The 21,161-nt window shown below is 50.3% G+C and carries 18 protein-coding genes; 10 read left to right on the top strand and 8 right to left on the bottom strand.

Features of this window, described 5'->3' with window-relative positions; translation table 11 throughout:
* Nucleotides 1-236: 236 nt before the first annotated feature.
* From mutM to mutY, 3 genes are all read left to right on the top strand, one after another.
* Nucleotides 237-1,058 (top strand): bifunctional DNA-formamidopyrimidine glycosylase/DNA-(apurinic or apyrimidinic site) lyase, encoded by an 822-nt coding sequence (gene mutM, locus C7W93_RS23385; protein ID WP_108442747.1) that lies wholly within the window; start codon nucleotides 237-239, stop codon nucleotides 1,056-1,058.
* 104 nt (nucleotides 1,059-1,162) lie between these two features.
* A complete protein-coding gene (locus C7W93_RS23380) occupies nucleotides 1,163-3,103 on the top strand; it encodes a dynamin family protein (protein ID WP_201747350.1) in 1,941 nt (646 codons plus the stop codon).
* Nucleotides 3,104-4,279, top strand: coding sequence for an A/G-specific adenine glycosylase (mutY, locus tag C7W93_RS23375; RefSeq protein ID WP_108442745.1), 1,176 nt, complete (start codon nucleotides 3,104-3,106; stop codon nucleotides 4,277-4,279). It begins immediately after the preceding gene.
* Nucleotides 4,280-4,333: 54 nt separating this feature from the next.
* Here mutY and rapZ read toward each other — a convergent pair whose 3' ends face one another.
* The 6 genes from rapZ to ilvA form a co-directional block, all read right to left on the bottom strand.
* On the bottom strand, nucleotides 4,334-5,197 hold the full coding sequence (gene rapZ, locus C7W93_RS23370; protein ID WP_108442744.1) for an RNase adapter RapZ: 864 nt from the start codon (nucleotides 5,195-5,197) through the stop codon (nucleotides 4,334-4,336).
* 241 nt (nucleotides 5,198-5,438) lie between these two features.
* A complete protein-coding gene (gene hprK / locus C7W93_RS23365) occupies nucleotides 5,439-6,389 on the bottom strand; it encodes an HPr(Ser) kinase/phosphatase (RefSeq protein WP_108442742.1) in 951 nt (316 codons plus the stop codon).
* A 103-nt stretch (nucleotides 6,390-6,492) separates the two neighbouring features.
* The gene (locus tag C7W93_RS23360; RefSeq protein ID WP_108442741.1) at nucleotides 6,493-6,969 is read right to left on the bottom strand and encodes a PTS sugar transporter subunit IIA; all 477 of its coding nucleotides are present in this window, start codon (nucleotides 6,967-6,969) and stop codon (nucleotides 6,493-6,495) included.
* 208 nt (nucleotides 6,970-7,177) lie between these two features.
* A complete protein-coding gene (locus C7W93_RS23355; RefSeq protein ID WP_108442916.1) occupies nucleotides 7,178-7,786 on the bottom strand; it encodes a hypothetical protein in 609 nt (202 codons plus the stop codon).
* 153 nt (nucleotides 7,787-7,939) lie between these two features.
* Nucleotides 7,940-8,776, bottom strand: coding sequence for an NADPH-dependent 7-cyano-7-deazaguanine reductase QueF (queF, locus tag C7W93_RS23350; protein ID WP_108442740.1), 837 nt, complete (start codon nucleotides 8,774-8,776; stop codon nucleotides 7,940-7,942).
* Nucleotides 8,777-9,143: 367 nt separating this feature from the next.
* Nucleotides 9,144-10,670 carry a threonine ammonia-lyase, biosynthetic gene (ilvA, locus tag C7W93_RS23345; RefSeq protein WP_108442739.1) on the bottom strand — a complete coding sequence of 509 codons (1,527 nt, stop codon included), beginning with the start codon at nucleotides 10,668-10,670 and terminating at the stop codon, nucleotides 9,144-9,146.
* Between the two features lie 197 nt (nucleotides 10,671-10,867).
* On the opposite strand from ilvA, the gene C7W93_RS23340 reads away from it, so the two are divergent.
* A complete protein-coding gene (locus tag C7W93_RS23340; RefSeq protein WP_108442738.1) occupies nucleotides 10,868-11,359 on the top strand; it encodes a YqaA family protein in 492 nt (163 codons plus the stop codon).
* 144 nt (nucleotides 11,360-11,503) lie between these two features.
* Here the strand turns inward: C7W93_RS23340 and C7W93_RS24720 are convergent, their stop codons facing one another.
* Complete coding sequence (locus C7W93_RS24720; protein ID WP_161539983.1) at nucleotides 11,504-11,659, bottom strand: hypothetical protein; 156 nt, start codon at nucleotides 11,657-11,659, stop codon at nucleotides 11,504-11,506.
* Nucleotides 11,660-11,982: 323 nt separating this feature from the next.
* On the opposite strand from C7W93_RS24720, the gene C7W93_RS23335 reads away from it, so the two are divergent.
* From C7W93_RS23335 to C7W93_RS23320, 4 genes are all read left to right on the top strand, one after another.
* The gene (locus C7W93_RS23335) at nucleotides 11,983-15,999 is read left to right on the top strand and encodes a DUF3683 domain-containing protein (RefSeq protein WP_108442737.1); all 4,017 of its coding nucleotides are present in this window, start codon (nucleotides 11,983-11,985) and stop codon (nucleotides 15,997-15,999) included.
* 2 nt (nucleotides 16,000-16,001) lie between these two features.
* Nucleotides 16,002-16,445, top strand: coding sequence for an HIT family protein (locus C7W93_RS23330; RefSeq protein WP_108442736.1), 444 nt, complete (start codon nucleotides 16,002-16,004; stop codon nucleotides 16,443-16,445).
* Between the two features lie 65 nt (nucleotides 16,446-16,510).
* The gene (locus C7W93_RS23325) at nucleotides 16,511-16,942 is read left to right on the top strand and encodes a gamma-butyrobetaine hydroxylase-like domain-containing protein (RefSeq protein ID WP_108442735.1); all 432 of its coding nucleotides are present in this window, start codon (nucleotides 16,511-16,513) and stop codon (nucleotides 16,940-16,942) included.
* A gap of 121 nt (nucleotides 16,943-17,063) precedes the next feature.
* The gene (locus tag C7W93_RS23320; RefSeq protein WP_108442734.1) at nucleotides 17,064-17,615 is read left to right on the top strand and encodes a phosphonate degradation HD-domain oxygenase; all 552 of its coding nucleotides are present in this window, start codon (nucleotides 17,064-17,066) and stop codon (nucleotides 17,613-17,615) included.
* 130 nt (nucleotides 17,616-17,745) lie between these two features.
* On the opposite strand, the gene C7W93_RS23315 is transcribed toward C7W93_RS23320, so the two are convergent.
* Nucleotides 17,746-18,924 (bottom strand): MFS transporter, encoded by a 1,179-nt coding sequence (locus tag C7W93_RS23315; RefSeq protein ID WP_225870027.1) that lies wholly within the window; start codon nucleotides 18,922-18,924, stop codon nucleotides 17,746-17,748.
* 375 nt (nucleotides 18,925-19,299) lie between these two features.
* Here C7W93_RS23315 and ubiE point away from each other — a divergent pair, with 375 nt between their 5' ends.
* Both ubiE and C7W93_RS23305 read left to right on the top strand, forming a co-directional pair.
* A complete protein-coding gene (gene ubiE / locus C7W93_RS23310) occupies nucleotides 19,300-20,034 on the top strand; it encodes a bifunctional demethylmenaquinone methyltransferase/2-methoxy-6-polyprenyl-1,4-benzoquinol methylase UbiE (protein WP_108442915.1) in 735 nt (244 codons plus the stop codon).
* An 18-nt stretch (nucleotides 20,035-20,052) separates the two neighbouring features.
* Nucleotides 20,053-20,991 carry a Tim44 domain-containing protein gene (locus C7W93_RS23305; protein ID WP_108442732.1) on the top strand — a complete coding sequence of 313 codons (939 nt, stop codon included), beginning with the start codon at nucleotides 20,053-20,055 and terminating at the stop codon, nucleotides 20,989-20,991.
* Nucleotides 20,992-21,161 lie beyond the last annotated feature (170 nt).

Here is a 21,161-nt window from a genome sequence, read left to right as displayed (position 1 = left end):
TGCTTGCCGGTATCGTGGAATACGATGTAACTGTTTGTGAGCGACCTTAAAAGACTGTGAAAGACGGAATTTATCCCCAAATTAATGCTAACGGCCACGTGATGGGTATAGACGTATGTCAAGTTCCCATCGCAGAAACACCGGTTTACTGGAATAATTTGCCCAAGTTCTAAACGCACCACTGCGTTTGACGTGTTATCACCTAGTTGTTCAACTTTTTTGACTGCCTTTGCGTTATGCCTGAACTCCCGGAAGTTGAAGTAACAAGACGTGGCGTTGCGCCGCATCTCGAAGGCCGAATAGTCTCCGAAGTGGTTTTTCGTCGTAGCGGACTACGTTGGCCTTTTCCAGCCGATTTATCGTCGCAATTAAGCGGCCGGACTATTCGCGCCACCGGTCGGCGCGGCAAGTATTTATTGATCCATTTTGATCATGGCACATTGATCGTCCATTTGGGCATGTCTGGAAATTTGCGGATTATGCCGTTGGCAACGCTCCCGAAAAAGCATGATCATTTCGATTTGGTCGTCGGCCAGCAGTTAATGCGGATGACCGATCCCCGACGTTTTGGTGCTGTACTCTGGCACGCTCTCGAAGACGGACCGATAGCGCAGCACGTATTGCTGGCTAAACTTGGGCTAGAGCCGCTGGAAGACATTTTCTCGGGCGAGATTTTGTATCAACAAACGCGCAATCGCAGCGCGCCCATCAAGCAGGTATTGCTGGCTGGCGATATCGTGGTTGGTGTCGGTAATATTTATGCGTGTGAAAGTCTGTTTCAGGCGGGGATTAATCCAAAGACGGCAGCGCATCGGATCGGCAAGGCGCGGTATGTCAAATTGGCGAGCGCGATTCGCGATATTCTGACACGCGCAATCGAAAAGGGCGGCAGCACCCTGCGTGATTTTGTCGGTGCCGACGGGCGCACCGGCTACTTCCAGCAGAGTTATTTCGTTTATGATCGTGCCGATCAGCCATGCCGTGTGTGCGGCGCACTGGTAGAGCAGATCAAGCAGGGGCAGCGCTCCACTTTTTACTGTAAAACCTGTCAAAAATAATAACGCTGCAGACGTAATGCGTAATGCGTAATGCGTAATGGGTAATCAGTAAAGTGGGATGGCAATTGCAGCAGTAACGGATTCAACCAATGGGAGTTGGGCAGGTGAGTAATCTTATTCAGGAATTTCAGGAATATAGCGATTGGCGAACGGCTGTAGCCAATGCCCTAACACGCTATCAGACCTGGATTGTCGGTGCAAATTTAGAGGATAGCGTAAGCGATCAGCGCATTGCCCGAGCATTGCAGCGACTGGCAGACGATAAATTATCGATAGCGTTTATTGCCGAGTTTTCGCGTGGTAAATCAGAGTTGATTAATGCGATATTTTTTGCCGCCTATGGGCAGCGGATTCTGCCATCATCGGCTGGTCGCACGACGATGTGCCCGACAGAGTTGCTATACGATGCTTCCTTTCCTTCCTGCATCCGCTTGCTGCCGATAGAAACGCGTGCCGATATGCAGGCGACCAGCGACTATAAAGCAGCTCCGCCGCATGTCTGGACCGTGTTGCCGCTGGATATTTCATCCGTGGATGGCATGCTGGAAGCGTTCAAGCAAGTCAGTCTGACAAAATGGGTATCGGTAGAAGAGGCCACGCTGTACGGTCTGTATGACGAATGCGATCCTGATACGGTGCTGGCACGCGATGCGCAAGGGCGTGTGCAAATCTCACAATGGCGTCATGCCATCGTTAACTTCCCGCATCCTTTGCTAAAGCAGGGTTTGGTGATCATCGATACGCCGGGATTGAATGCGATCGGCACCGAGCCTGAACTGACACTGAATTTGATTCCGAATGCGCATGCAGTTTTGTTTGTGCTGGCCGCCGATACTGGCGTGACCAAAAGCGACATCGATATCTGGCGCCATCATATCGGTAACGGCGCAGGGCGCATGGTGGTGCTGAATAAAATTGACAGCATGTGGGATGCCTTGCGTTCGGAGGAGGAAATCGAGCGTCAAATTGCGGAGCAGGTGGCGACAGTGGCGCGTACGCTTGGCGTATTGCCCGCGCAGGTGTATCCGGTGTCAGCGCAAAAAGGGTTGGTGGGAAAGATTAACGTGGAGCCAGCATTGCTGGAAAAAAGCCGTTTGCCTGCGCTTGAGAATGCGCTGGTGCAGGGTTTGATTCCCGCGAAACGCGATATCGTCTGCGCGCAATTAATTGCCGATATCAATCCATTGATGCTGACAAAGCAAGCCAATCTGGCTGCCCGCATGCGCAATACATTAGATCAATTACAAGAGCTAAAAAGTCTGCGCGGGAAAAATAAAAAAATCATCAGCTACATGATTAAACGTGTCGATATCGAGAAAAAAGAATTTAATCAAAGTTTGCTGAAATTGCAGGGAACGCGGACAGTCTTTGCGCGTTTATCTTTTGGTGTGTTTGAAACCCTCGGCATGGGTATGCTAAAAGAAGAAATTCGCCTGACAAGGATGGCGATGGAAACCAGTAAATTTACCGTCGGCTTTCGTTCCGCTGTAAAAAATTTCTTTGATCAGGCGCAGGCTAATTTGACTGATTCAGGTAAAAAAACCGATGAAATCGCAGAAATGATGTCGGTGATGTACCGTAAATTTTCGACCGAGCATGGATTGGCATTGACGACGCCGATGCCTTTTTCGTTAGATAAATATCGTGAGGAAATCAGTCTTATCGAAGCCGCTTATCGCCGTCAGTTCGGTGCTATTACATTACTCAGAACGGGTCAGGCGGTATTGATGGAGCGATTTTTCGATGCCATTGCATCCCGCGTCAGAATGAGTTTTCTGCAAGCCAATCGTGATGTGGATGCATGGCTGAAAGTGGTCATGGCACCGCTGGAAGAGCAATGTCGCGTGCACAAATTGCAACTTAAGCAGCGGCTGGAAGCGATTGAACGTGTGCACGAAGCGGTCGGCAGTCTGGAAGAGAAAATTGCCTCTATGGAACACTTATACGCTGCGCTGGAAGCCCAAAAAGATATGCTGAATATCCATGAAGAAGCGCTGATAGCGGCGCTCGGACCCAAGTTGGCATTGTTGAGAGTAGCTGCATAAATGAAACGTGTATTCAATACAGAAGTTGCTGGTATCGCCGCGATTGGCGATAAGATTAATCCTGCTGGTGTGGCTGCCGCATCAGCGCAAAATAATGCCGCGCAATTGTTTGTCGATCCGACATTTTCAGATGCGGTGATCCGCTGGCAGAAGCAGCATGGCAGACACGCTTTGCCTTGGCAAAATACGCGCGATCCCTATCGTGTCTGGCTCTCTGAAATTATGCTGCAGCAGACGCAGGTGGCAGCGGTTATTCCTTACTATCAAAAATTTATGTCGCGGTTTCCAGACGTGCAAAGCCTGGCCGCCGCACCCAGCGAAGACGTGATGGCGCATTGGGCCGGGCTGGGTTATTACACCCGCGCCCGCAATCTGCATCGTTGTGCTCAGCGCGTGGTGGCGGAGTATGGCGGCGTATTTCCGCATGATCCGCTGTTACTCGAAGATTTGCCCGGCATCGGACGCTCGACCGCTGCCGCCGTTGCGGCATTTTCGTATGGCGTGCGTGCGGCGATTTTGGATGGCAATGTCAAGCGCGTGTTCGCGCGCGTATTTGGTATCGACGGCTATCCCGGTGCCAAACAAATTGAAGAGCCGATGTGGCGGCGTGCAGTGGCGTTGTTACCAGAGCAGGGCGTTGAATCGTATACGCAAGGATTGATGGATTTAGGGGCGACGCTTTGTACGCGCAGCAAGCCGTCTTGCACAACCTGTCCGCTGGCACAGCGTTGCGTCGCATTAGCGACTGATCGTGTAGCAGAGTTGCCAGTGCGTAAGCCTAAGAAAGCGATTCCAGAAAAACAAACCGGAATGGTGGTGATCGTAGATGGTCAGCAAGTACTGTTGGAGCAGCGTCCTGATAGCGGTATTTGGGGTGGATTATTGTCGTTGCCGGAGTTCGATATGACGGAGGATATTACGTCATCCGTGATGCGGGTAACGGCACCGTTTGGGGCCGTCGCGTCGTGCGAACCGTTGCAGTCGTTCATGCACGTCTTCACGCATTTCAAACTACATATTTCGCCGTTTGAAATCAAGCTTGAGCGTCGCTTGCATATGGCGGCGCAGTCGTCGCACGTCTGGTATGCGGCGGACAAATTGGCTGATGCACCATTACCCGCGCCGGTTAAAAAGTTATTGTTGGCGGTGTTTCGCCAATCTGATCTTTTTGCTTGAGTTTGTTTGAAGTTTTGACATTCAGTCTGCCACCTTTGGAAAGCAGACTGCCGTCTAACTTAGTTGGCGATGGCGGCGCACGACACGCTCGCTAGTTTCAAAATGCTTTGCTAAATGTTCGACCATGTAGACCGAACGGTGCTGACCGCCTGTACAACCGATGGCAACGGTTAAATAACTACGATTGTCCTTTTTAAATGAAGGCAACCATTTGGTAATAAAGTCGGTGATATCGTTGAGCAATTCCGCGACCATCGGCAGTTCGTCGAGAAATGCGATGACCGGTTGATCGCGACCATTCAGTGGCCGTAGCACCGGATCGTAATGCGGGTTAGGTAGCACGCGAACATCGAATACCAGATCGGCATCCAGCGGCACGCCATGTTTGAAAGCGAATGATTCGAACAACAACGTCAGCGGTGCATGTTCGGTATCGACCAGACCTTTGATCCAGCTGCGGAGTTTGTTGGTGCTTAAATCGGAGGTGTCGATGATATGACCGAGGCCCTCAATCTCCACCAGCAACTCACGTTCATTGACGATGCATTCAGTCAGTGTCAGACGGTCGGAAGGATTTTGACCTGGACGGAGACGATGCGACAGCGGATGACTGCGGCGCGTTTCTGAAAAACGTGCAATCAGCGCTTCGGTCTGCGCCGTCAGGAAGAAAACCTTAACGTCGTGACCTTCTGCTTTGAGCTTTTGAATATCGGAAGGCAAGCCAGCTAACGAATCGGCACTGCGTGCATCGGTCGCCACAGCGAGCATTTGCACGCCTTCATTGATGCGGGTTGCAACTAGTTCGCGGAGTAATGTCGGCGGCAGATTGTCGACACAGAAATAGCCAGCGTCCTCAAGAACGCGCAGGGCGACTGATTTGCCAGAGCCGGAAATACCGGTGATGAGAATTATGCGCATGGACTTATCATACCGTAACAGTTGTTTTGAAGTACGGTTTATGAAAAAATTGGCTGAACATTGCCGTTATTTGCTAGCGAAATACGCGCTTAAATTACCCAAAATTGTTCTCTTATAAAGTCTATTAATTTCAGAGCAATGACAAGGCCATTATTATCTGGATTGCAAAAAAATGGCCCATCGAAAATTATCGATGGGCCATTTTATTATGACTGTCAGATGCACAATTGTTGCACTACGGTTAGTAGATATCGCTCTCGCTATCCATCACTGCGCGCTGACGCGCAATGAAGTCTTTGAGGGTATCAATCCCGCGTAATTGCAGAATAGTGTTGCGCACCGCTGCTTCGAGCAATACCGCGATATTGCGACCGGCTGCGACAGGAATGATCACTTTGCGAACAGGTAAGCCCAGCACATCATCGTAGTGGGCATCGAGCGGCAGACGTTCGTAGTTTTCTTCGAGTGTTGCGCGGCGTACCAAATGCACGATCAGTTTCAGGCGCATTTTGCGACGGACCGCAGTTTCGCCGAAGATGGTTTTGATATCAAGCAAGCCAAGGCCGCGTACTTCTAACAAATTCTGCAGCAGCGGCGGGCAGCGTCCCTCGATCATGTTGGGCGCAATTCTTGCAAATTCGACGGCATCATCGGCGACTAAACCATGACTACGCGAGATCAGTTCCAATCCTAGTTCGCTTTTACCCAGACCGGATTCGCCAGTGATCAGGACGCCGACGCCAAGCACGTCCATGAAAACGCCGTGCATCGTAATACGCTGCGCCAGTTTCTTGGACAGATATACACGCAGATAATCGATCACTTGCGCTGCGGGCAACGGCGTCGAAAATAAAGGAATATTTTTTTCGTCGCAGACTTCCAGAATATCGGGCGGCGTTGCCAATCCTTGCGCGATGATAAATGCGGGCGGCACGCCAGCCACTAATTCTGAGGTTTGATAGGCCCGCGAGGTTTCGGACAGGCGTTTGTAGTATTGGGTTTCTTGATGTCCAAACACTTGAATTCGTCCGGGATGGATCAAATTCAGATGGCCGACCTGATCAGCAGCGGATGCCGCATCACCCGAAATCAATCGCTCGCCACCGGGGAAGCCGGCAAACCAGCCTAGCTGCAACGATTCGCGATTGTCTTCGTAGAGTTGTTGAATGGAGAGCGGAGTGCTTGAGGGCATAAGAAAGGTCGAGGTGCGTTCTGCTAGTCGCTAATCGCTAAGTGAGTCGAAATGTCATCCCAGACTTTTTGGGCTAATCGATTATGGCGTATTTTGCCGTATTTTAGGATGCATTTTCGGTATTCATCGGCTGCCATGTCACCAGCCTTGCATGTACTGAAAGTGGCTCAGGATCGGTATTGAGAATATCGCGGAAAGCATCGCTAGAGAACATTTCAGCGACTTCGGAAAGGATTTCCAAATGATGCTGCGTCACGTTGTCCGGGACTAGCAAAAATACCAGCAAACTAACCGGTTCGCCATCCGGCGATTCAAACGGAATCGGCTGTGCCAGTCGAACAAAAGCTGCTAGCGGCGCCTTTAAACCTTTAACCCGCCCGTGCGGTACGGCGACGCCGTGACCAAGGCCGGTAGACCCCAGGCGCTCACGTGCAAACAGGTTATCGGAAACGGTGGAACGGGCAATGCCGCAGTTGTTTTCGAAAATTAGTCCAGCTTGCTCGAAGGCACGTTTTTTACTGGAAACTTCCAAATCCAGCACGATATTTTGTGCTGGCAGGATTTTTGCAAGATTAGTCATTTTACGAAGTGGTTTTTTGCATCATAGGGATCTTGAGCAGAATTATAGGCCTGAATTTGGTGCCTAGCACTCAAGAGTCTGCCTGCTGCGCAGAATCGCAGCGAAATAGGGGATTATTTCGTTTATTTTATGCGATTCCCTGATGGACCGAGCCAAACTTCGACGGATTAGTTATTGCAAAATGGCTAAGTAACGATAGGCCTGCGCTCTATTGAACTTGGAAGCGTGCAAATATCAGCAAAACGTCACCGTTACCTTTGTTTCCTGAAAGGCGCGGCACGTAAGACACCATCAATTTAGCTTTTTTTGTTCCGATGCCAGCCAGAGGCAAAGGTAGTGGAAATGGAAATCCGCCGAAGTAATCCTGACGGCTCACCAGCATGGCGGTGTAACCAGCGCTGACTTCAAGCGGCGTTTTAGGGACATTAAAGACCCATTCGTAAGCGTAGCCAGCCATCAATTGCGGTTTGAAATGGGAATCGCGGATGCCGAAAAAATAGAGTGATTCGTCGTTTCCATCAGCGTTTCGGAAGGTACGCCCGCCGCCGATACCCCAAGCCTTCTCGTTTAGTTCTCTAATGCGCTCTGGTGTGTAAGTATTGCGGCCATGATAGGCATAACCGGAAAGATAGACTTCTTCAGCGCCATTGTCGGCGATATTGCCGAGCCGGTCTTTTGTTTGTTGCCACCAGCCGACGCTGCCGGTAGTGCTGTTCGTGCTGGCTGGTTCAGTAGTAGTTTCTTGCGCATACGCTGTCGACAGCAACAGAAAAGTGGTAAGGGCTGCCAGGCAGGATGAAAGAAATTTTCGGGGCATATCGGACTCGTAAGACGTATAGGGAATGTTAAAAAATAATGTTTTCGCGCGGCAAATGCCAGCTGGCAGGCGTGCGCGCTCGCGCAAACCGAACCGGTGCGGAAAATGTTTTTTTATAACTATTTTGGCAAAAAAACTGCGCGCCAATAGGTGTTATTGACGCGCTTGACGCAGATTGGACGGCGGTGGTCCAGAAAAGTTGCAGCGCCACGGATTGATGTCTAATCCGCCTCGACGGGTATAACGCGCATAGACCGAAAGCTTTTGCGGGGCGCAGTGTTGCATGATATCCATGAAAATGCGTTCAACGCATTGCTCATGGAATTCGTTATGGTCACGAAAACTGATCAAATACTTAAGTAAACCTTCTTGATCAATAGGCGTGCCGATATAGTGAATCTGTACGCTGCCCCAATCCGGTTGGCCGGTTACCAGGCAATTTGATTTAAGCAAGTGTGATACTAGCGTTTCATCCACCGGCACAGCATGCCGGTCGGTTTTCAATAGGGTTGGCATCGGCTGATAGTCAGTGACTTCGATATCCAGACGATCCAACAGCAAACCTTGCGGCTCCTTGATGACCTGACGCGAAAACATGTCAGCGGTAGTCAATATAACCTGCACCGTCGCACCAAAGCCAAGCGACAGATCCGTGCGTAATAACGCCAAAAGTGCCTCGGTATCGGCCAATTTAGTTTGATTGAACGAGTTTAGATACAACTTGAACGACTTCGATTCGATAATATTCGGGGAGTCGGCCGGGGCTGTGATCGTAGCGATGGCGACTTGTGGTTTGCCACGGAGATTGAGCCAGGAGACTTCGTAAGCATTCCAGATATCGACGCCAAAAAACGGCAATGTGCCGTGAATGCCGATTTCTTCCCGTTTACCTTGCCGCGCGATAGGAAACAACAGTGTCGGATCGTATTCCGCTTTATAAGCGGCGGGTTTGCCTAATGGCGAGAATTCTGGCGTATTGGGAGCGGTCATGGCGTATAGCAGTACTTAAAGACAGCATTTTGCCAGATTACCGGCTAGACCGGATTGGGATGGTGCAATGATGGTGCCATGGATAGGATTTACGTGGGAAGGGAGGTTTTTGTCTGCAAAACCCAACGTTGCAGCCTAGGATAATAAGAAACAATCCGTGATTGTATCTGGCAAAGCGCGTTCAACGCGATAAAACAGCAAGGACATGTCGTAACAACGGAGAGTCACTAAACCTTTTTGCCAACCCGCTTCGTATTTATAAATACAGAGAATCGAAACAGGGCGCACTGAAAAATCGTAGGCTAATCAGTGCGCCCATAAAAAAGGGCTTGGCTTATCTACACTGCGATGTCCCTCTTACTACTATTTATCCTAAAAATAGCTTATAAACCGGATTTTCGCTTTCGTCCCAGTAGCGGTAACCCATGCTGGCCAAAAATTCACGGAATGCTTTCATTTCTTTTTTCGGCACTTGCAGGCCGGTCAAAATACGGCCGACATCGCCACCCTGACTACGATAATGGAACAGACTTATATTCCAGTTAGGGGCCATGCAATTCAGAAAACGCATCAACGCGCCGGGACGCTCAGGAAATTCAAAGCGGTATAGCAGTTCGTCGTGCGCCAACTGACTTTTGCCGCCGACCAGATGGCGGATATGCACCTTGGCCAGTTCGTCATGGGTCAGATCGAGCGTACTAAAACCATGTTTTTCGAAGTTTTTTGCGATCTGCCCGGATTCGTCGCGGGTGGAGATTTGTACGCCGACAAATATGTGAGCCGCCTGTTCGTCGCTGATCCGATAGTTGAATTCGGTGACGTTACGGTCGCCGACAATCTCGCAAAAGCGTCGGAAGCTGCCGCGCTCTTCCGGTATTGTGACGGCAAATACGGCTTCGCGTGACTGACCGACATCGGCCATCTCGGAGACGAAACGCAGCCGGTCAAAATTCATGTTGGCACCCGAGGCGATGGTGATCAACGTCTGATTCTTGATCGGCTTGCGCGTGCCTTTGGCGCGTTCGATGTAAGCTTTTGCTCCGGCCACCGATAAGGCGCCGGACGGCTCCAGAATGCTGCGCGTGTCTTGAAATACATCTTTGATTGCCGTGCAGACGGCGGCGGTATCCACCAAAATAACTTCATCGATATACAGTTTAGCCAAGCGGAAGGTTTCTTCGCCTACCAGTTTGACCGCAGTACCATCGGCAAATAGCCCGACATCGCCCAAGGTGAGGCGACGACCGGCTTGCAAACTGCGCGCCATAGCGTCCGAATCGATGGTTTGAACGCCAATGATCTTGATTTCAGGACGAACTGCTTTGACGTAGGCCGCAATCCCGGCGATCAGGCCGCCGCCGCCGATAGGGACGAAAATAGCATGAATCGGCCCGGCATGCTGACGCAAGATTTCCATGCCGACAGTGCCCTGACCAGCGATCACGTGCGGATCGTCAAACGGATGCACAAAGGTTAGTTTGTGTTTCTTTTCCAGCGTTAGCGCGTGGTTATAGGCATCGGTGTAAGAATCGCCGAACAGCACAACTTCGCCGCCGCGCGCGCGCACGGCGTCCACCTTGACCAATGGGGTAGTCGTCGGCATCACGATCATGGCACGGCAGCCCAACTTGGCCGCTGAGAGTGCTAGCCCTTGGGCGTGGTTACCGGCTGAGGCGCAAATCACGCCGCGTTTCAATTGCTGCGGCGTCAGGCTCGCCATCTTGTTATAGGCGCCGCGCAACTTAAAACTAAACACGCTTTGCATATCTTCGCGTTTAAAATAAATCTGATTCTCAAACTTCCCTGACAGAGTAGGCGCTAGCTCAAGCGGCGATTCCTGCGCAACGTCATAGACGCGGGCGGTCAAGATTTTTTGCAAATAATCTGTAGTCATAGTCAGGTCAAATTAGCGTTGCGACAGGCTCCCAGGCCGCAAACGTCAGGTCAGGTTTCAGGAATATCTGATATCAAGAGAGCCGATCATTATAATGGACGGCTTTGCGCATTGGCGCGAATGGTTAGAAGAACGCGTTTCTGGCGTTTGTTTTAAGAGAACAGGCGATTTTTTCACTGCAATACTATTGAGTTTTTATGATCGAATCCGCAGTTGTTTGGGTGTTAGGCGTGCTGGCGGTGCCGACCATTGGTTTATGGTCCGTATTCATCGTCAGTTTTGTGTCGGCGACCTTATTGCCGATGGGCTCTGAGCCGGCAGTGTTTGCCGTCATCAAAGCCAATGCGGCGCTATATTGGCCGGTAATTTTTGTGGCGACCGCGGGCAATACGCTCGGCGGCGCATTGGATTATTGGATGGGCTACAGTGCCAAGAAAGCTTTTGCGCGTGAACGTAAGACACGCTGGTTTCATTGGTTAGAGCGGTACGGCCCTAAAACCATGCTGTTAAGCTGGTTGCCGATCATTGGCGATCCGCTCTGCACCTTGGCTGGCTGGTTGCATTTGCCGTTTTGGCCGAGCGTGCTGTACATGGCCATTGGAAAATTTTTACGCTACATCGCGATGACTTGGTTGCTGCTATCGGTACCGGATGGCTTCTGGCGGCAGGTGGCGCATTGGTTGTTCTAAAAAGGACTTACGCAAAATCACCTCTGCGGCATTGTGCCTTGGCCGTTTTTGGCGACTCCGTACTAGCGTACTGTCTTCGTTCGCAGATTTGGCATGTTCGTTGCGGGAACAAACTTGCGTAGGCGCGAGGAAGCTCTAAGTAAGTCAGACCGCCAGACCACTCAAAAATACGCTCGCCAATGCCGGTGTTATGAGTAGCACGACCAGCGCGGGCAGAATACGCACTTGCCAAGGCTGGGCGCTGAGAAGGTGGGAAAGACCAGAGTAACGATTATTGAGAACTTGTTTGCCGGTATTCATGATTGCGCTCCATTTTGATGACAACGGGAATAATTTAGCCCTTAGATGCAGCGTATTCAGCAAGGGTGATGACGATTTCATCAACTACATTGGTTAAAAGTGAATACCACATAGCAGGCTTTCTGAAATTGATTGATGGAATAATTATAGATTAATACTATTGATATTTATAAGTTGATTGTTTATATCAATTAAATTGCTTATTTCTATGCCTGGTTGTGTCGTTGGCAACACAGCTGACGCCGCACAAACACTAGCTTGCCGTCGCGAGTCTTATCTATAGGCTAAAATGCTTATTCAGCGGCAGCCTACTTCCCAAATAAATGAACGCCCCAGTACAAATCCAAGCCTTATTATCAGATGTGCCGAATGGCGCAACCCCTACGCGCTTGCGCGAAATCCCCTATAACTACACGTCGTTTTCGGATCGCGAAATCGTGATTCGTCTACTCGGCGAGGCTTCGTGGGCCTTGCTCGACGAATTACGTTCCAAGCGGCAGACCGGTCGTTCGGCACGGATGTTGTACGAAGTATTAGGTGATATCTGGGTCGTCAGGCGCAATCCGTATTTGCAAGATGACATGCTCGACAATCCTAAACGTCGTCAGGCATTGATCGATGCACTGAACCATCGCTTGGCGGAAGTTGACAAGCGGCGTTTGGATATCGCGCAAACCGAAGAGAGCGACGCAGACGCGGTTCGCCGCAACGCCAACGTCGAGGCGCTGGTGCAAGCTGCGCGTCTGGCGATTACTAAATTTTCAGACGAATTCCGTAAAACATACGATTTGCGCAAACGTACGAATAAAGTTTTGGGCCGCTACACCGCCAAAGATAATATTAAATTCGACGGTTTATCGCGTGTCTCGCATGTGACTGACGCCACCGACTGGCGCGTAGAGTATCCATTTGTGGTGCTGACACCAGACGGCGAAGATGAGATGGCCGGCTTGGTCAAGGGCTGTATCGAACTTGGGCTGACCATTATTCCTCGGGGCGGTGGCACTGGTTATACCGGCGGCGCGATTCCGCTGACGCCGTTTTCAGCGGTGATTAATACCGAAAAATTGGAGCAGTTGGGCGAAGTTGAAATGGCTATATTGCCCGGCCTCCAAACCGAATATGCGACCATTTTCTCCGGCGCGGGTGTTGTCACCAAGCGCGTCGCAGATGCGGCTGAGAAGGCTGGCTTCGTCTTTGCGGTGGACCCAACCTCGGCTTCGGCATCCTGCATCGGCGGCAATATCGCGATGAATGCGGGCGGCAAGAAGGCCTTATTGTGGGGCACTGCGCTTGATAATCTGGCTAGCTGGAGAATGGTCGATCCAAACGGCGACTGGCTGGATGTAACCCGTCTCGATCATAACCTCGGCAAAATTCACGACACGCCATTGGCGCGTTTCAAGCTGGAATGGCGTCATCCGGCAGCAAAAGGACATCCTGCAGAGGCTGTATTCAAGACCGAAATTCTGGAAATCCCCGGCCGTACTTTCCGCAAAGAAGGTTTGGGTAAAGATGTCACCGATAAATTTCTGGCGGGTTTGCCCGGCATTCAGAAAGAAGGTTGCGACGGCCTGATTACGTCGGGCGTGTGGATTTTGCATAAAATGCCAAAATTCACCCGTACCGTTTGTCTGGAGTTTTTTGGTCAGGCGCGGGATGCGATTCCGTCGATTGTTGAAATCAAAAACTATCTCGATAGCTTGCCAGCCAGAGGCGAAGGGTTTACGTCCATCCGCCTGGCCGGTCTAGAGCATCTGGATGAGCGTTATTTGCGCGCAGTCGGTTACTCGACCAAATCGAAGCGCGGCGTGTTACCGAAGATGGCATTGTTTGGCGACATTGTCGGCGATGATGAAAACGCTGTAGCGCATGCCGCTTCGGAAGTCGTCCGTCTGGCAAACAATCGTGTCGGCGAAGGTTTTGTTGCTGTTAGCCCGGAGGCACGCAAAAAATTCTGGCTCGATCGTTCACGCACTGCCGCGATTTCCAAACATACCAACGCGTTTAAAATCAACGAAGACGTCGTGATTCCGCTCAACCGCATGGGTGAGTACACCGATGGTATCGAGCGGATCAATATCGAGCTGTCGATTAAAAATAAACTTCAGTTGTTGGAGCAATTACAGCTCTTTATCGGCAATGGCAATCTGCCTTTGGGCAAAAGCGAAGATGCGGATGGCGACGACATCCCGGCAGCGGAACTACTGGAAGATCGGGTCCATCAGGCCGAAGAATTACTGCTAAAAACCAAGGCACGCTGGACCTATTTGCTGACGCAGCTTGATAAGCCATTGATAGAGGCTAAGGCCGAATTGGCAGTATTGGGTCTGGATCGTCTGAGTGCGGTGTTTGAAAAACGTTTGCTCGCGCAACCGGACGCTAGCCTGTTTGACGTGGTGCAGGATCGCACTGTCAGCGTGTCGTGGAAGCATGAAGTACGCGCGCAATTGCGGCAGATTTTTAGTGGAGGCGCGTTCAAATTGGTGTTGGATGAATGCACGGCGATCCACAAAAAAATACTGCGCGGTCGCGTGTTCGTGGCGCTCCATATGCATGCCGGTGATGGCAATGTCCACACCAATTTGCCGGTAAATTCCGACCATTACGAAATGCTGCAAGATGCACACGTTGCGGTTGCACGCATCATGAAGCTAGCGCGCTCGCTGGACGGTGTGATCTCGGGCGAGCATGGTATCGGCATTACTAAGCTGGAATTCTTGACCGAAGATGAAATAAAAGATTTTCGCGATTACAAAATCCGCGTCGATCCGGAAGGGCGCTTCAACAAAGGCAAGTTGTTGAATTTGCCGGGCCTCGAAGCAGATCTGAGCAATGCCTATACGCCATCGTTTGGCCTGATGGGGCACGAATCGCTGATCATGCAGCAAAGCGATATCGGCGCGATTGCCACTAGCATCAAGGATTGTTTGCGTTGCGGTAAATGTAAGCCAGTTTGCGCAACGCACGTTCCACGCGCTAATTTGCTGTATTCGCCGCGGAATAAAATTCTGGCGACATCGTTGCTAGTGGAAGCGTTTTTGTATGAAGAGCAGACCCGGCGCGGCATTTCGATCAAGCATTGGGAAGAGTTCGAAGACGTCGCCGATCATTGCACTGTCTGTCATAAATGTTTGACGCCATGCCCGGTCGATATCGACTTCGGTGAAGTGTCGATGAACATGCGCAATCTACTGCGCAAAATGAACAAAAAATCGTTTAATCCTGGTACGACGGCAGCGATGTTTTTCTTGAATGCCAAAGACCCTGCGACGATCAACATGACGCGCAAGGTAATGACAGATTGGGGCTTCAAGGCGCAACGTCTGGGAAATGATGTACTGAAAAAATTTGCCAAAAAGCAGACTAAAGCACCGCCATCGACAATCGGAAAAGCACCGATTAAAGAGCAGGTGATTCACTTCATCAACAAGAAAATGCCCGGTAATTTGCCGAAAAAGACGGCGCGTGCATTGCTGGATATTGAAGATGATAAAGTCATCCCGATTATCCGCGATCCACACACCACAACCGCCGAAACCGAAGCTGTATTCTATTTCCCCGGTTGCGGTTCGGAGCGTTTGTTCTCTCAAGTTGGCTTGGCGACGCAAGCGATGTTGTGGCACGTCGGCGTACAAACTGTGCTACCGCCGGGTTATCTGTGCTGCGGTTATCCGCAACGTGGTTCTGGCGATTTTGACAAAGCCGAGAAGATTATTACCGACAATCGCGTGCTGTTCCATCGCATGGCAAATACGCTGAATTACCTCGATATCAAGACTGTCGTGGTGTCTTGCGGTACTTGTTACGATCAGCTGCAAGGCTATGAGTTTGAGAAGATTTTCCCGGGCTGCCGCATCATCGATATTCACGAATATCTGCTGGAAAAAAATCTTAAATTGGAAGGCGTCAACGGCACGCGTTACATGTACCACGACCCTTGCCATTCACCGATGAAGTTACAGGATCCATTGAAAACGGTGAATGCACTGATTACGACTATCGATAATCAGAAGATCGAAAAAAATGAGCGTTGCTGTGGCGAATCCGGTACTTTTGGTGTGAGCCGCCCGGATGTCTCGACGCAAGTCCGCTTCCGCAAGGAAGAAGAAATGCTCAAAGGCGCTGATAAAGTACGTGCTGATGGCTTCGATGGTGAGGTCAAAATTCTGACTTCATGCCCATCTTGCTTGCAAGGCTTATCGCGTTACAACGATGATTCCGGCACCACTGCGGACTATATCGTGGTTGAAATGGCTAAGCATTTGTTAGGTGAAAACTGGTTACCGGATTACGTAGGCCGCGCCAACAACGGCGGTATCGAACGGGTTCTGGTGTAACTATGGCAGCCAACGCCGCGCTGTGTGAATTGTGCGTCAGTGAGGGCGGAGAAGTTCTGCGCCGCACTGAAAAATACAGGGTAGTCTTGGTAGATGATGCCAAATACCCTGGTTTTTGTCGGGTCATCTGGCACGCGCATGTCAAAGAAGTGACCGATTTATCGGCCGAAGATCGAGACGTCCTCATGCGCGCTGTGTGGCAGGTCGAGCAAACGCTACGCGTAGTGATGCAGCCGGAAAAAATTAATCTGGCGTGTTTCGGCAATATGACGCCGCATGTACATTGGCATGTTATTCCGCGCTATCTGGATGATGATCATTTTCCTCAGCCGGTGTGGGGCGCGATTCAGCCAGCGAAGTCGGGCGCGTCGGTGACGCTTGCGCAGCGTCAAGCCTTGCTGCCAGCATTGCGCGCTGCTTTTTCTACGATTGAATTTGCCTTTTGATTTTGCTTTCAATGGGCACTTTTATTCGCTTTCCCTATTCGCCTTATTTTTTTCTCGGATAAACCATGCTTGGCTCCAAACAATCAGCTCCTACTCCGATTCCAGTATCGTTCACCGCGCACCAGAAATCTGCGTTGCTAGAAGTCGTATTTGATGACGGTGCCGCTTTCTCGTTACCGTTCGAACTATTACGCGTGTATTCGCCGTCAGCCGAAGTGCAGGGGCATGGCGAAGGACAGGAAACGTTGCAAACAGGCAAGCGTAACGTCACCTTGGCTGCACTGGATCCAGTCGGTAATTACGCCGTCAAGCCAACCTTCTCCGATGGACATGGCAGCGGCATTTTTACCTGGAGTTATCTTTACAAATTAGGTCGCGAGCAGGACGCTCTGTGGGAAGACTATTTACGTCGTCTGGATGACGCAGGCATTGGACGTGATGCCGGGCGCGATTTGTCAATGACAGCTAAGACCGCTGGTGGTCACGGTTGCGGTTAATGCATAGTTTTTGCGCTTCCTTAAATTTGCCTTTGCGCGCTGATACACCGGCGCGATTAAATCGCTCTCAGCAAGTATTCAGTAGGTAAATTGTAGCTAACCTTTTCTGAGGTTGAGTCCAATGTTGTCTATAGCAGAAATATGCGCTTTATTTGATGCCGGAGGAGACGCTATGTACTCCGGCGAACCAGTCACTCAGCGTGAACACGCTTTGCAAACCGCAACGCTGGCAGAGCAGGCCGGTGCCGCGCCAGAATTAATCTGTGCCGCCTTGCTGCATGATCTTGGACATTTGCTGAACCCACAGGGTGAAACCCCTTCAGCGCGCGGCATAGACGATACCCATCAATATTTTGCGATACCGTATTTGCGAGGTCTATTTAGTCCTGCAGTGCTAGAGCCGATTCGTATGCACGTGGACGCCAAGCGCTATTTATGCGCCACCAACACCCATTATTTTGACAAGTTATCGGATGACTCCAAGCGCAGTCTGGCGCTACAAGGTGGTATATTTTCGGCTGAAGCCGCGACAGCATTCATTGCCAGACCTTATGCAGCAGATGCAGTCCAGTTGCGGCTTTGGGACGACTTAGCGAAAGATGCCACTATGGTCACGCCGGGTTTACCCTATTTCGCGGCTCTGATGACAGAGTGCGCTAGTCGACCCGCATGACCATCTCATATTATTGAAATGCCAGCAAGATTGCGGCAACCAAACGCCGCGAAAAAGAGCGCCGCCAAGTTTTCCATATTGCCATCCCCACCGTTTGCACGCTCTCATTTACTTCGATTGACGGCTTTGCTCAGTTTAAGTGTGTGAGAAGAGTTTTTTTGAAGGCGAGCAAAAAACCGACAAGTGACAATGCTACGAATGCAAAAGTGGTGATCATAAAATTGCCGCTGGGGTTAAACGACAGCCCCGATACAACCATAGTGCCGATCGCGGCGAATGAATATTGTATGCAGGTCAGCAAGCCCAGCGCATGAGAACCCTTTTCATTGAAGTGATTGGTCACAACAACTTGTATTGGAGGATTGATGAGCGCGGTCGCTAATCGCAATAGACAAGTTCCGAGTGTCGTCAGCGCTATGGTTACGAGTGTATTTTTTATAACTAATTCAGCTAGTATAAAAGCGGTTCCTATAAGCGAAACACAGATTCCGAAACTGATGATGCGTTGCGGCGGAAAGTTGTTTGCATTTAGCTTACTCATCAGACGGTTACCTATAAGATAGGAAATGGCGATGCCGATGAAAACGTAAGGATAGTTCGTTTCTTTTATACCGTATTGATTAATGTACAAGTAGCTGGAAATACTGATGAATGCATAAAAAGCCGCAAAAACGGAACCAAGGATCAGGGCCAAGCCGAGAAAGTAGCCATCTTTGAGCACCGAGTAATAACTCAGAAAATGTTTTTTGAGACTGAAAGAGGACCTGAATTCGAGCTGTTTATTATTTGTTTCCCTAATGGCCATCAGCGCCCAGCAGAATAATGGAACTTCAAAACTTGCGATCGCCCAGAAACAGTTTCTCCAATCTGATAGTTTAATTATCCATGCACCTAACACCGGTGCCAATATTGGAGAGAGCACTAACCCTGCTACCAGCAATCCGGTAGTGTGAATCTGGGTTTTCTTGTCCATTGTATCTTTGATGATCAAACGCAATATTATGTAAACTGCTGCGCTTCCCATGGCTTGGACCGCCCTCAATATGATTATGCAAAATAACGACGAGGAAAGGGCGATCCAGATTGTCGCGATTATATGCAGCGCCAGGCACGTAAGGATGGTCGAGCGGCGCCCGCGTAAATCGCTAATAACTCCGATGAAGAGCACGACGACAGCTTGGCTGTAGTTATATATCGATATTATTAGGTTCATTCTTTCCATGGTGGTGCCGAATTCTTTTGCCATCATCGGCAAGCCCGGTAAGAATATATCTGTACACGCTTGGGTCAAGAACAAAAGCAACACCATTAATAACACTGAAATTTTCCTGGCGCCGTCTATAGCCATCATCGATCCCAAACAAGTATTACTTCAGCTTCCAATAAATTTCGGAGTGACATCGGCATGGTTGTCTTAACAAGAGCAGACAAGCTTAGCGTACTTTGAATTCGTTTTAGACGAACTTGCGGAAACATGTGGTTACTCCGTATGAAATAGGCAAATCGGACGCTTCTGCATGGAGGATTGGCCGTCGTTAATCATGCGTTGCAATATTCAAGGGCGCTTATGGCGCTTGACGGTTTATTTAATAACGCTCCATAAATGCAAAATGGCAACCATCTTCAAAACCGGATCGATGGTCAGGCTTGTATAATGCCTATCTGCTCTAACAAGGTTGCCAACATGACCAACACTACCCATTTCGGTTACAAAACGGTCTCAGAAGAAGACAAAGTCCATAAAGTCGCTGAGGTTTTTCATTCGGTCGCGGCTAAATACGACGTGATGAATGATCTGATGTCGGCTGGCATGCACCGCCTCTGGAAAGCTTTCACGATTGCACAGGCTGCGATACGGCCGGGTTTTAAAGTGCTCGATATTGCCGGGGGCACTGGTGATTTGGCGAAGGCCTTTGCCAAGCGCGCCGGGCCGACTGGTGAAGTCTGGTTGACTGATATCAATGAGTCTATGTTGCGGGTCGGGCGCGATCGTGTCTTGAATACTGGCTTATCCACCCCCACGTTGCTATGCGACGCAGAAAAATTACCGTTTCCCGATAATTATTTTGATCGGGTATCGGTGGCTTTCGGTTTGCGCAATATGACCCACAAGGACGTGGCGCTGTCAGAAATGCGTCGTGTATTGAAGCCGGGCGGAAAACTGCTGGTGCTGGAATTTTCCAAGGTTTGCGAGCAACTAAAAAAGCCATATGACGTGTATTCGTTTTCGGTATTGCCTTGGTTGGGCAAAAAAATTGCCAACGATGCTGAAAGCTACCGTTATCTGGCGGAATCGATTCGGATGCATCCTGATCAGGAAACGCTGAAACAGATGATGCAGGACGCCGGGCTTGCTCGCGTGCAGTACTTTAATTTAACCGCTGGTGTGGCCGCGTTGCACACCGGTATCAAACTGTAAGGCCTGCCTGGAGGCGGTATGAAAAAAATATTTGTCGTACTGATGTTGATCGTAAGCGCTTTGTCGCTGACGCTGTCCAGCGCGGAAGCGCGACGTTTGGGCGGTGGCGGTTCTTTCGGTAAACAGTCGTCCGGTATTTCACGTTCGATGCCTAGCCGTCCGATCCAGCAAAGCCCGAACGCTAATCAGGCGCGTCCGGCTACACCCGCAGCGACACCAGGAATTCCACCTAAACCGGCGAGTCCCTGGAAAGGCATCCTCGGCGGCGCTTTATTAGGTTTAGGTCTGGGCGCATTGATGTCGCATTTCGGTCTCGGCGGGGCTGCTGGTTCCTTTTTGATGATTGCGTTATTGGCCTTCGTTGTGATTTTCGTGGTGCGCATGATTATGCGCAGGAGTAGCGGGGCAGCACCCGCCGCCGCTTACCCGAGCGCTTATTCGGGCAGCGCGGTCAACGATGTCAGCGCTAGCAACAACGCGGGATTTACGCCCGAGATCGGTTCTCGTCTCGACTCAGCGCGCCCAGCCGCGTTTCAGAGTGAGTTTCAGCCTGCTACCGCTCAAAATGTTGCGCCGTGGGGAATTCCTGCGGATTTCGATGTACCGGGGTTTGTGCGTAATGCCAAAACCTATTTCATTCGACTGCAAGCGGCGTGGGATAAAGCGGATATCAACGACATCAGAGAGTTCACTACTCCTGAAATGTACGCCGAATTAAGAATGCAATTGCAAGAGCGGGGCGCGTCTGGCAGCAATACCGACGTGGTCCAACTTGAAGGCGAATTGATGGGTATCGAGACGATTGGCAGCGATCATCTTGCCAGCGTGAAATTCAGCGGTCTGATCAAGGAAGTACCGGAAGCCTCGGCTGAGCCATTTACTGAGGTATGGAATCTGTCAAAGCCGGTTTCTGGACCTGGCGGTTGGATTTTGGCCGGGATTCAGCAGGTAAATTAACTAGAATTTTCCTAGAGTTTTCCGCAAAACACCGCAAGACCGTCATATCGTTGTACTGTCATGGCAAGTCGGGAAAAATTCTGATGCGAACGAACGATGCGGTATTCGTTAAAGGCAGGTAGTTGTATTAATTATCTTTTGATTAAGTACTGAGCGCTGGCTGCTATCTG

This window comes from Glaciimonas sp. PCH181 (assembly GCF_003056055.1).
Taxonomy (GTDB): domain Bacteria; phylum Pseudomonadota; class Gammaproteobacteria; order Burkholderiales; family Burkholderiaceae_D; genus Glaciimonas.
Note: the sequence above shows the minus strand (reverse complement) of the source record. Positions and strands in the feature narration are given on the sequence as shown.

Bases quoted from the DNA above. Each gene is read 5' to 3' on its own strand.
- mutM (WP_108442747.1), top strand. From the start codon at position 237: ATGCCTGAACTCCCGGAAGTTGAAGTAACAAGACGTGGCGTTGCGCCG.
- mutY (WP_108442745.1), top strand. From the start codon at position 3,104: ATGAAACGTGTATTCAATACAGAAGTTGCTGGTATCGCCGCGATTGGC.
- rapZ (WP_108442744.1), bottom strand. From the start codon at position 5,197: ATGCGCATAATTCTCATCACCGGTATTTCCGGCTCTGGCAAATCAGTC.
- hprK (WP_108442742.1), bottom strand. From the start codon at position 6,389: ATGCCCTCAAGCACTCCGCTCTCCATTCAACAACTCTACGAAGACAAT.
- C7W93_RS23360 (WP_108442741.1), bottom strand. From the start codon at position 6,969: ATGACTAATCTTGCAAAAATCCTGCCAGCACAAAATATCGTGCTGGAT.
- C7W93_RS23355 (WP_108442916.1), bottom strand. From the start codon at position 7,786: ATGCCCCGAAAATTTCTTTCATCCTGCCTGGCAGCCCTTACCACTTTT.
- queF (WP_108442740.1), bottom strand. From the start codon at position 8,776: ATGACCGCTCCCAATACGCCAGAATTCTCGCCATTAGGCAAACCCGCC.
- ilvA (WP_108442739.1), bottom strand. From the start codon at position 10,670: ATGACTACAGATTATTTGCAAAAAATCTTGACCGCCCGCGTCTATGAC.
- C7W93_RS23340 (WP_108442738.1), top strand. From the start codon at position 10,868: ATGATCGAATCCGCAGTTGTTTGGGTGTTAGGCGTGCTGGCGGTGCCG.
- C7W93_RS24720 (WP_161539983.1), bottom strand. From the start codon at position 11,659: ATGAATACCGGCAAACAAGTTCTCAATAATCGTTACTCTGGTCTTTCC.
- C7W93_RS23335 (WP_108442737.1), top strand. From the start codon at position 11,983: ATGAACGCCCCAGTACAAATCCAAGCCTTATTATCAGATGTGCCGAAT.
- C7W93_RS23330 (WP_108442736.1), top strand. From the start codon at position 16,002: ATGGCAGCCAACGCCGCGCTGTGTGAATTGTGCGTCAGTGAGGGCGGA.
- C7W93_RS23325 (WP_108442735.1), top strand. From the start codon at position 16,511: ATGCTTGGCTCCAAACAATCAGCTCCTACTCCGATTCCAGTATCGTTC.
- C7W93_RS23320 (WP_108442734.1), top strand. From the start codon at position 17,064: ATGTTGTCTATAGCAGAAATATGCGCTTTATTTGATGCCGGAGGAGAC.
- C7W93_RS23315 (WP_225870027.1), bottom strand. From the start codon at position 18,924: ATGGTGTTGCTTTTGTTCTTGACCCAAGCGTGTACAGATATATTCTTA.
- ubiE (WP_108442915.1), top strand. From the start codon at position 19,300: ATGACCAACACTACCCATTTCGGTTACAAAACGGTCTCAGAAGAAGAC.
- C7W93_RS23305 (WP_108442732.1), top strand. From the start codon at position 20,053: ATGAAAAAAATATTTGTCGTACTGATGTTGATCGTAAGCGCTTTGTCG.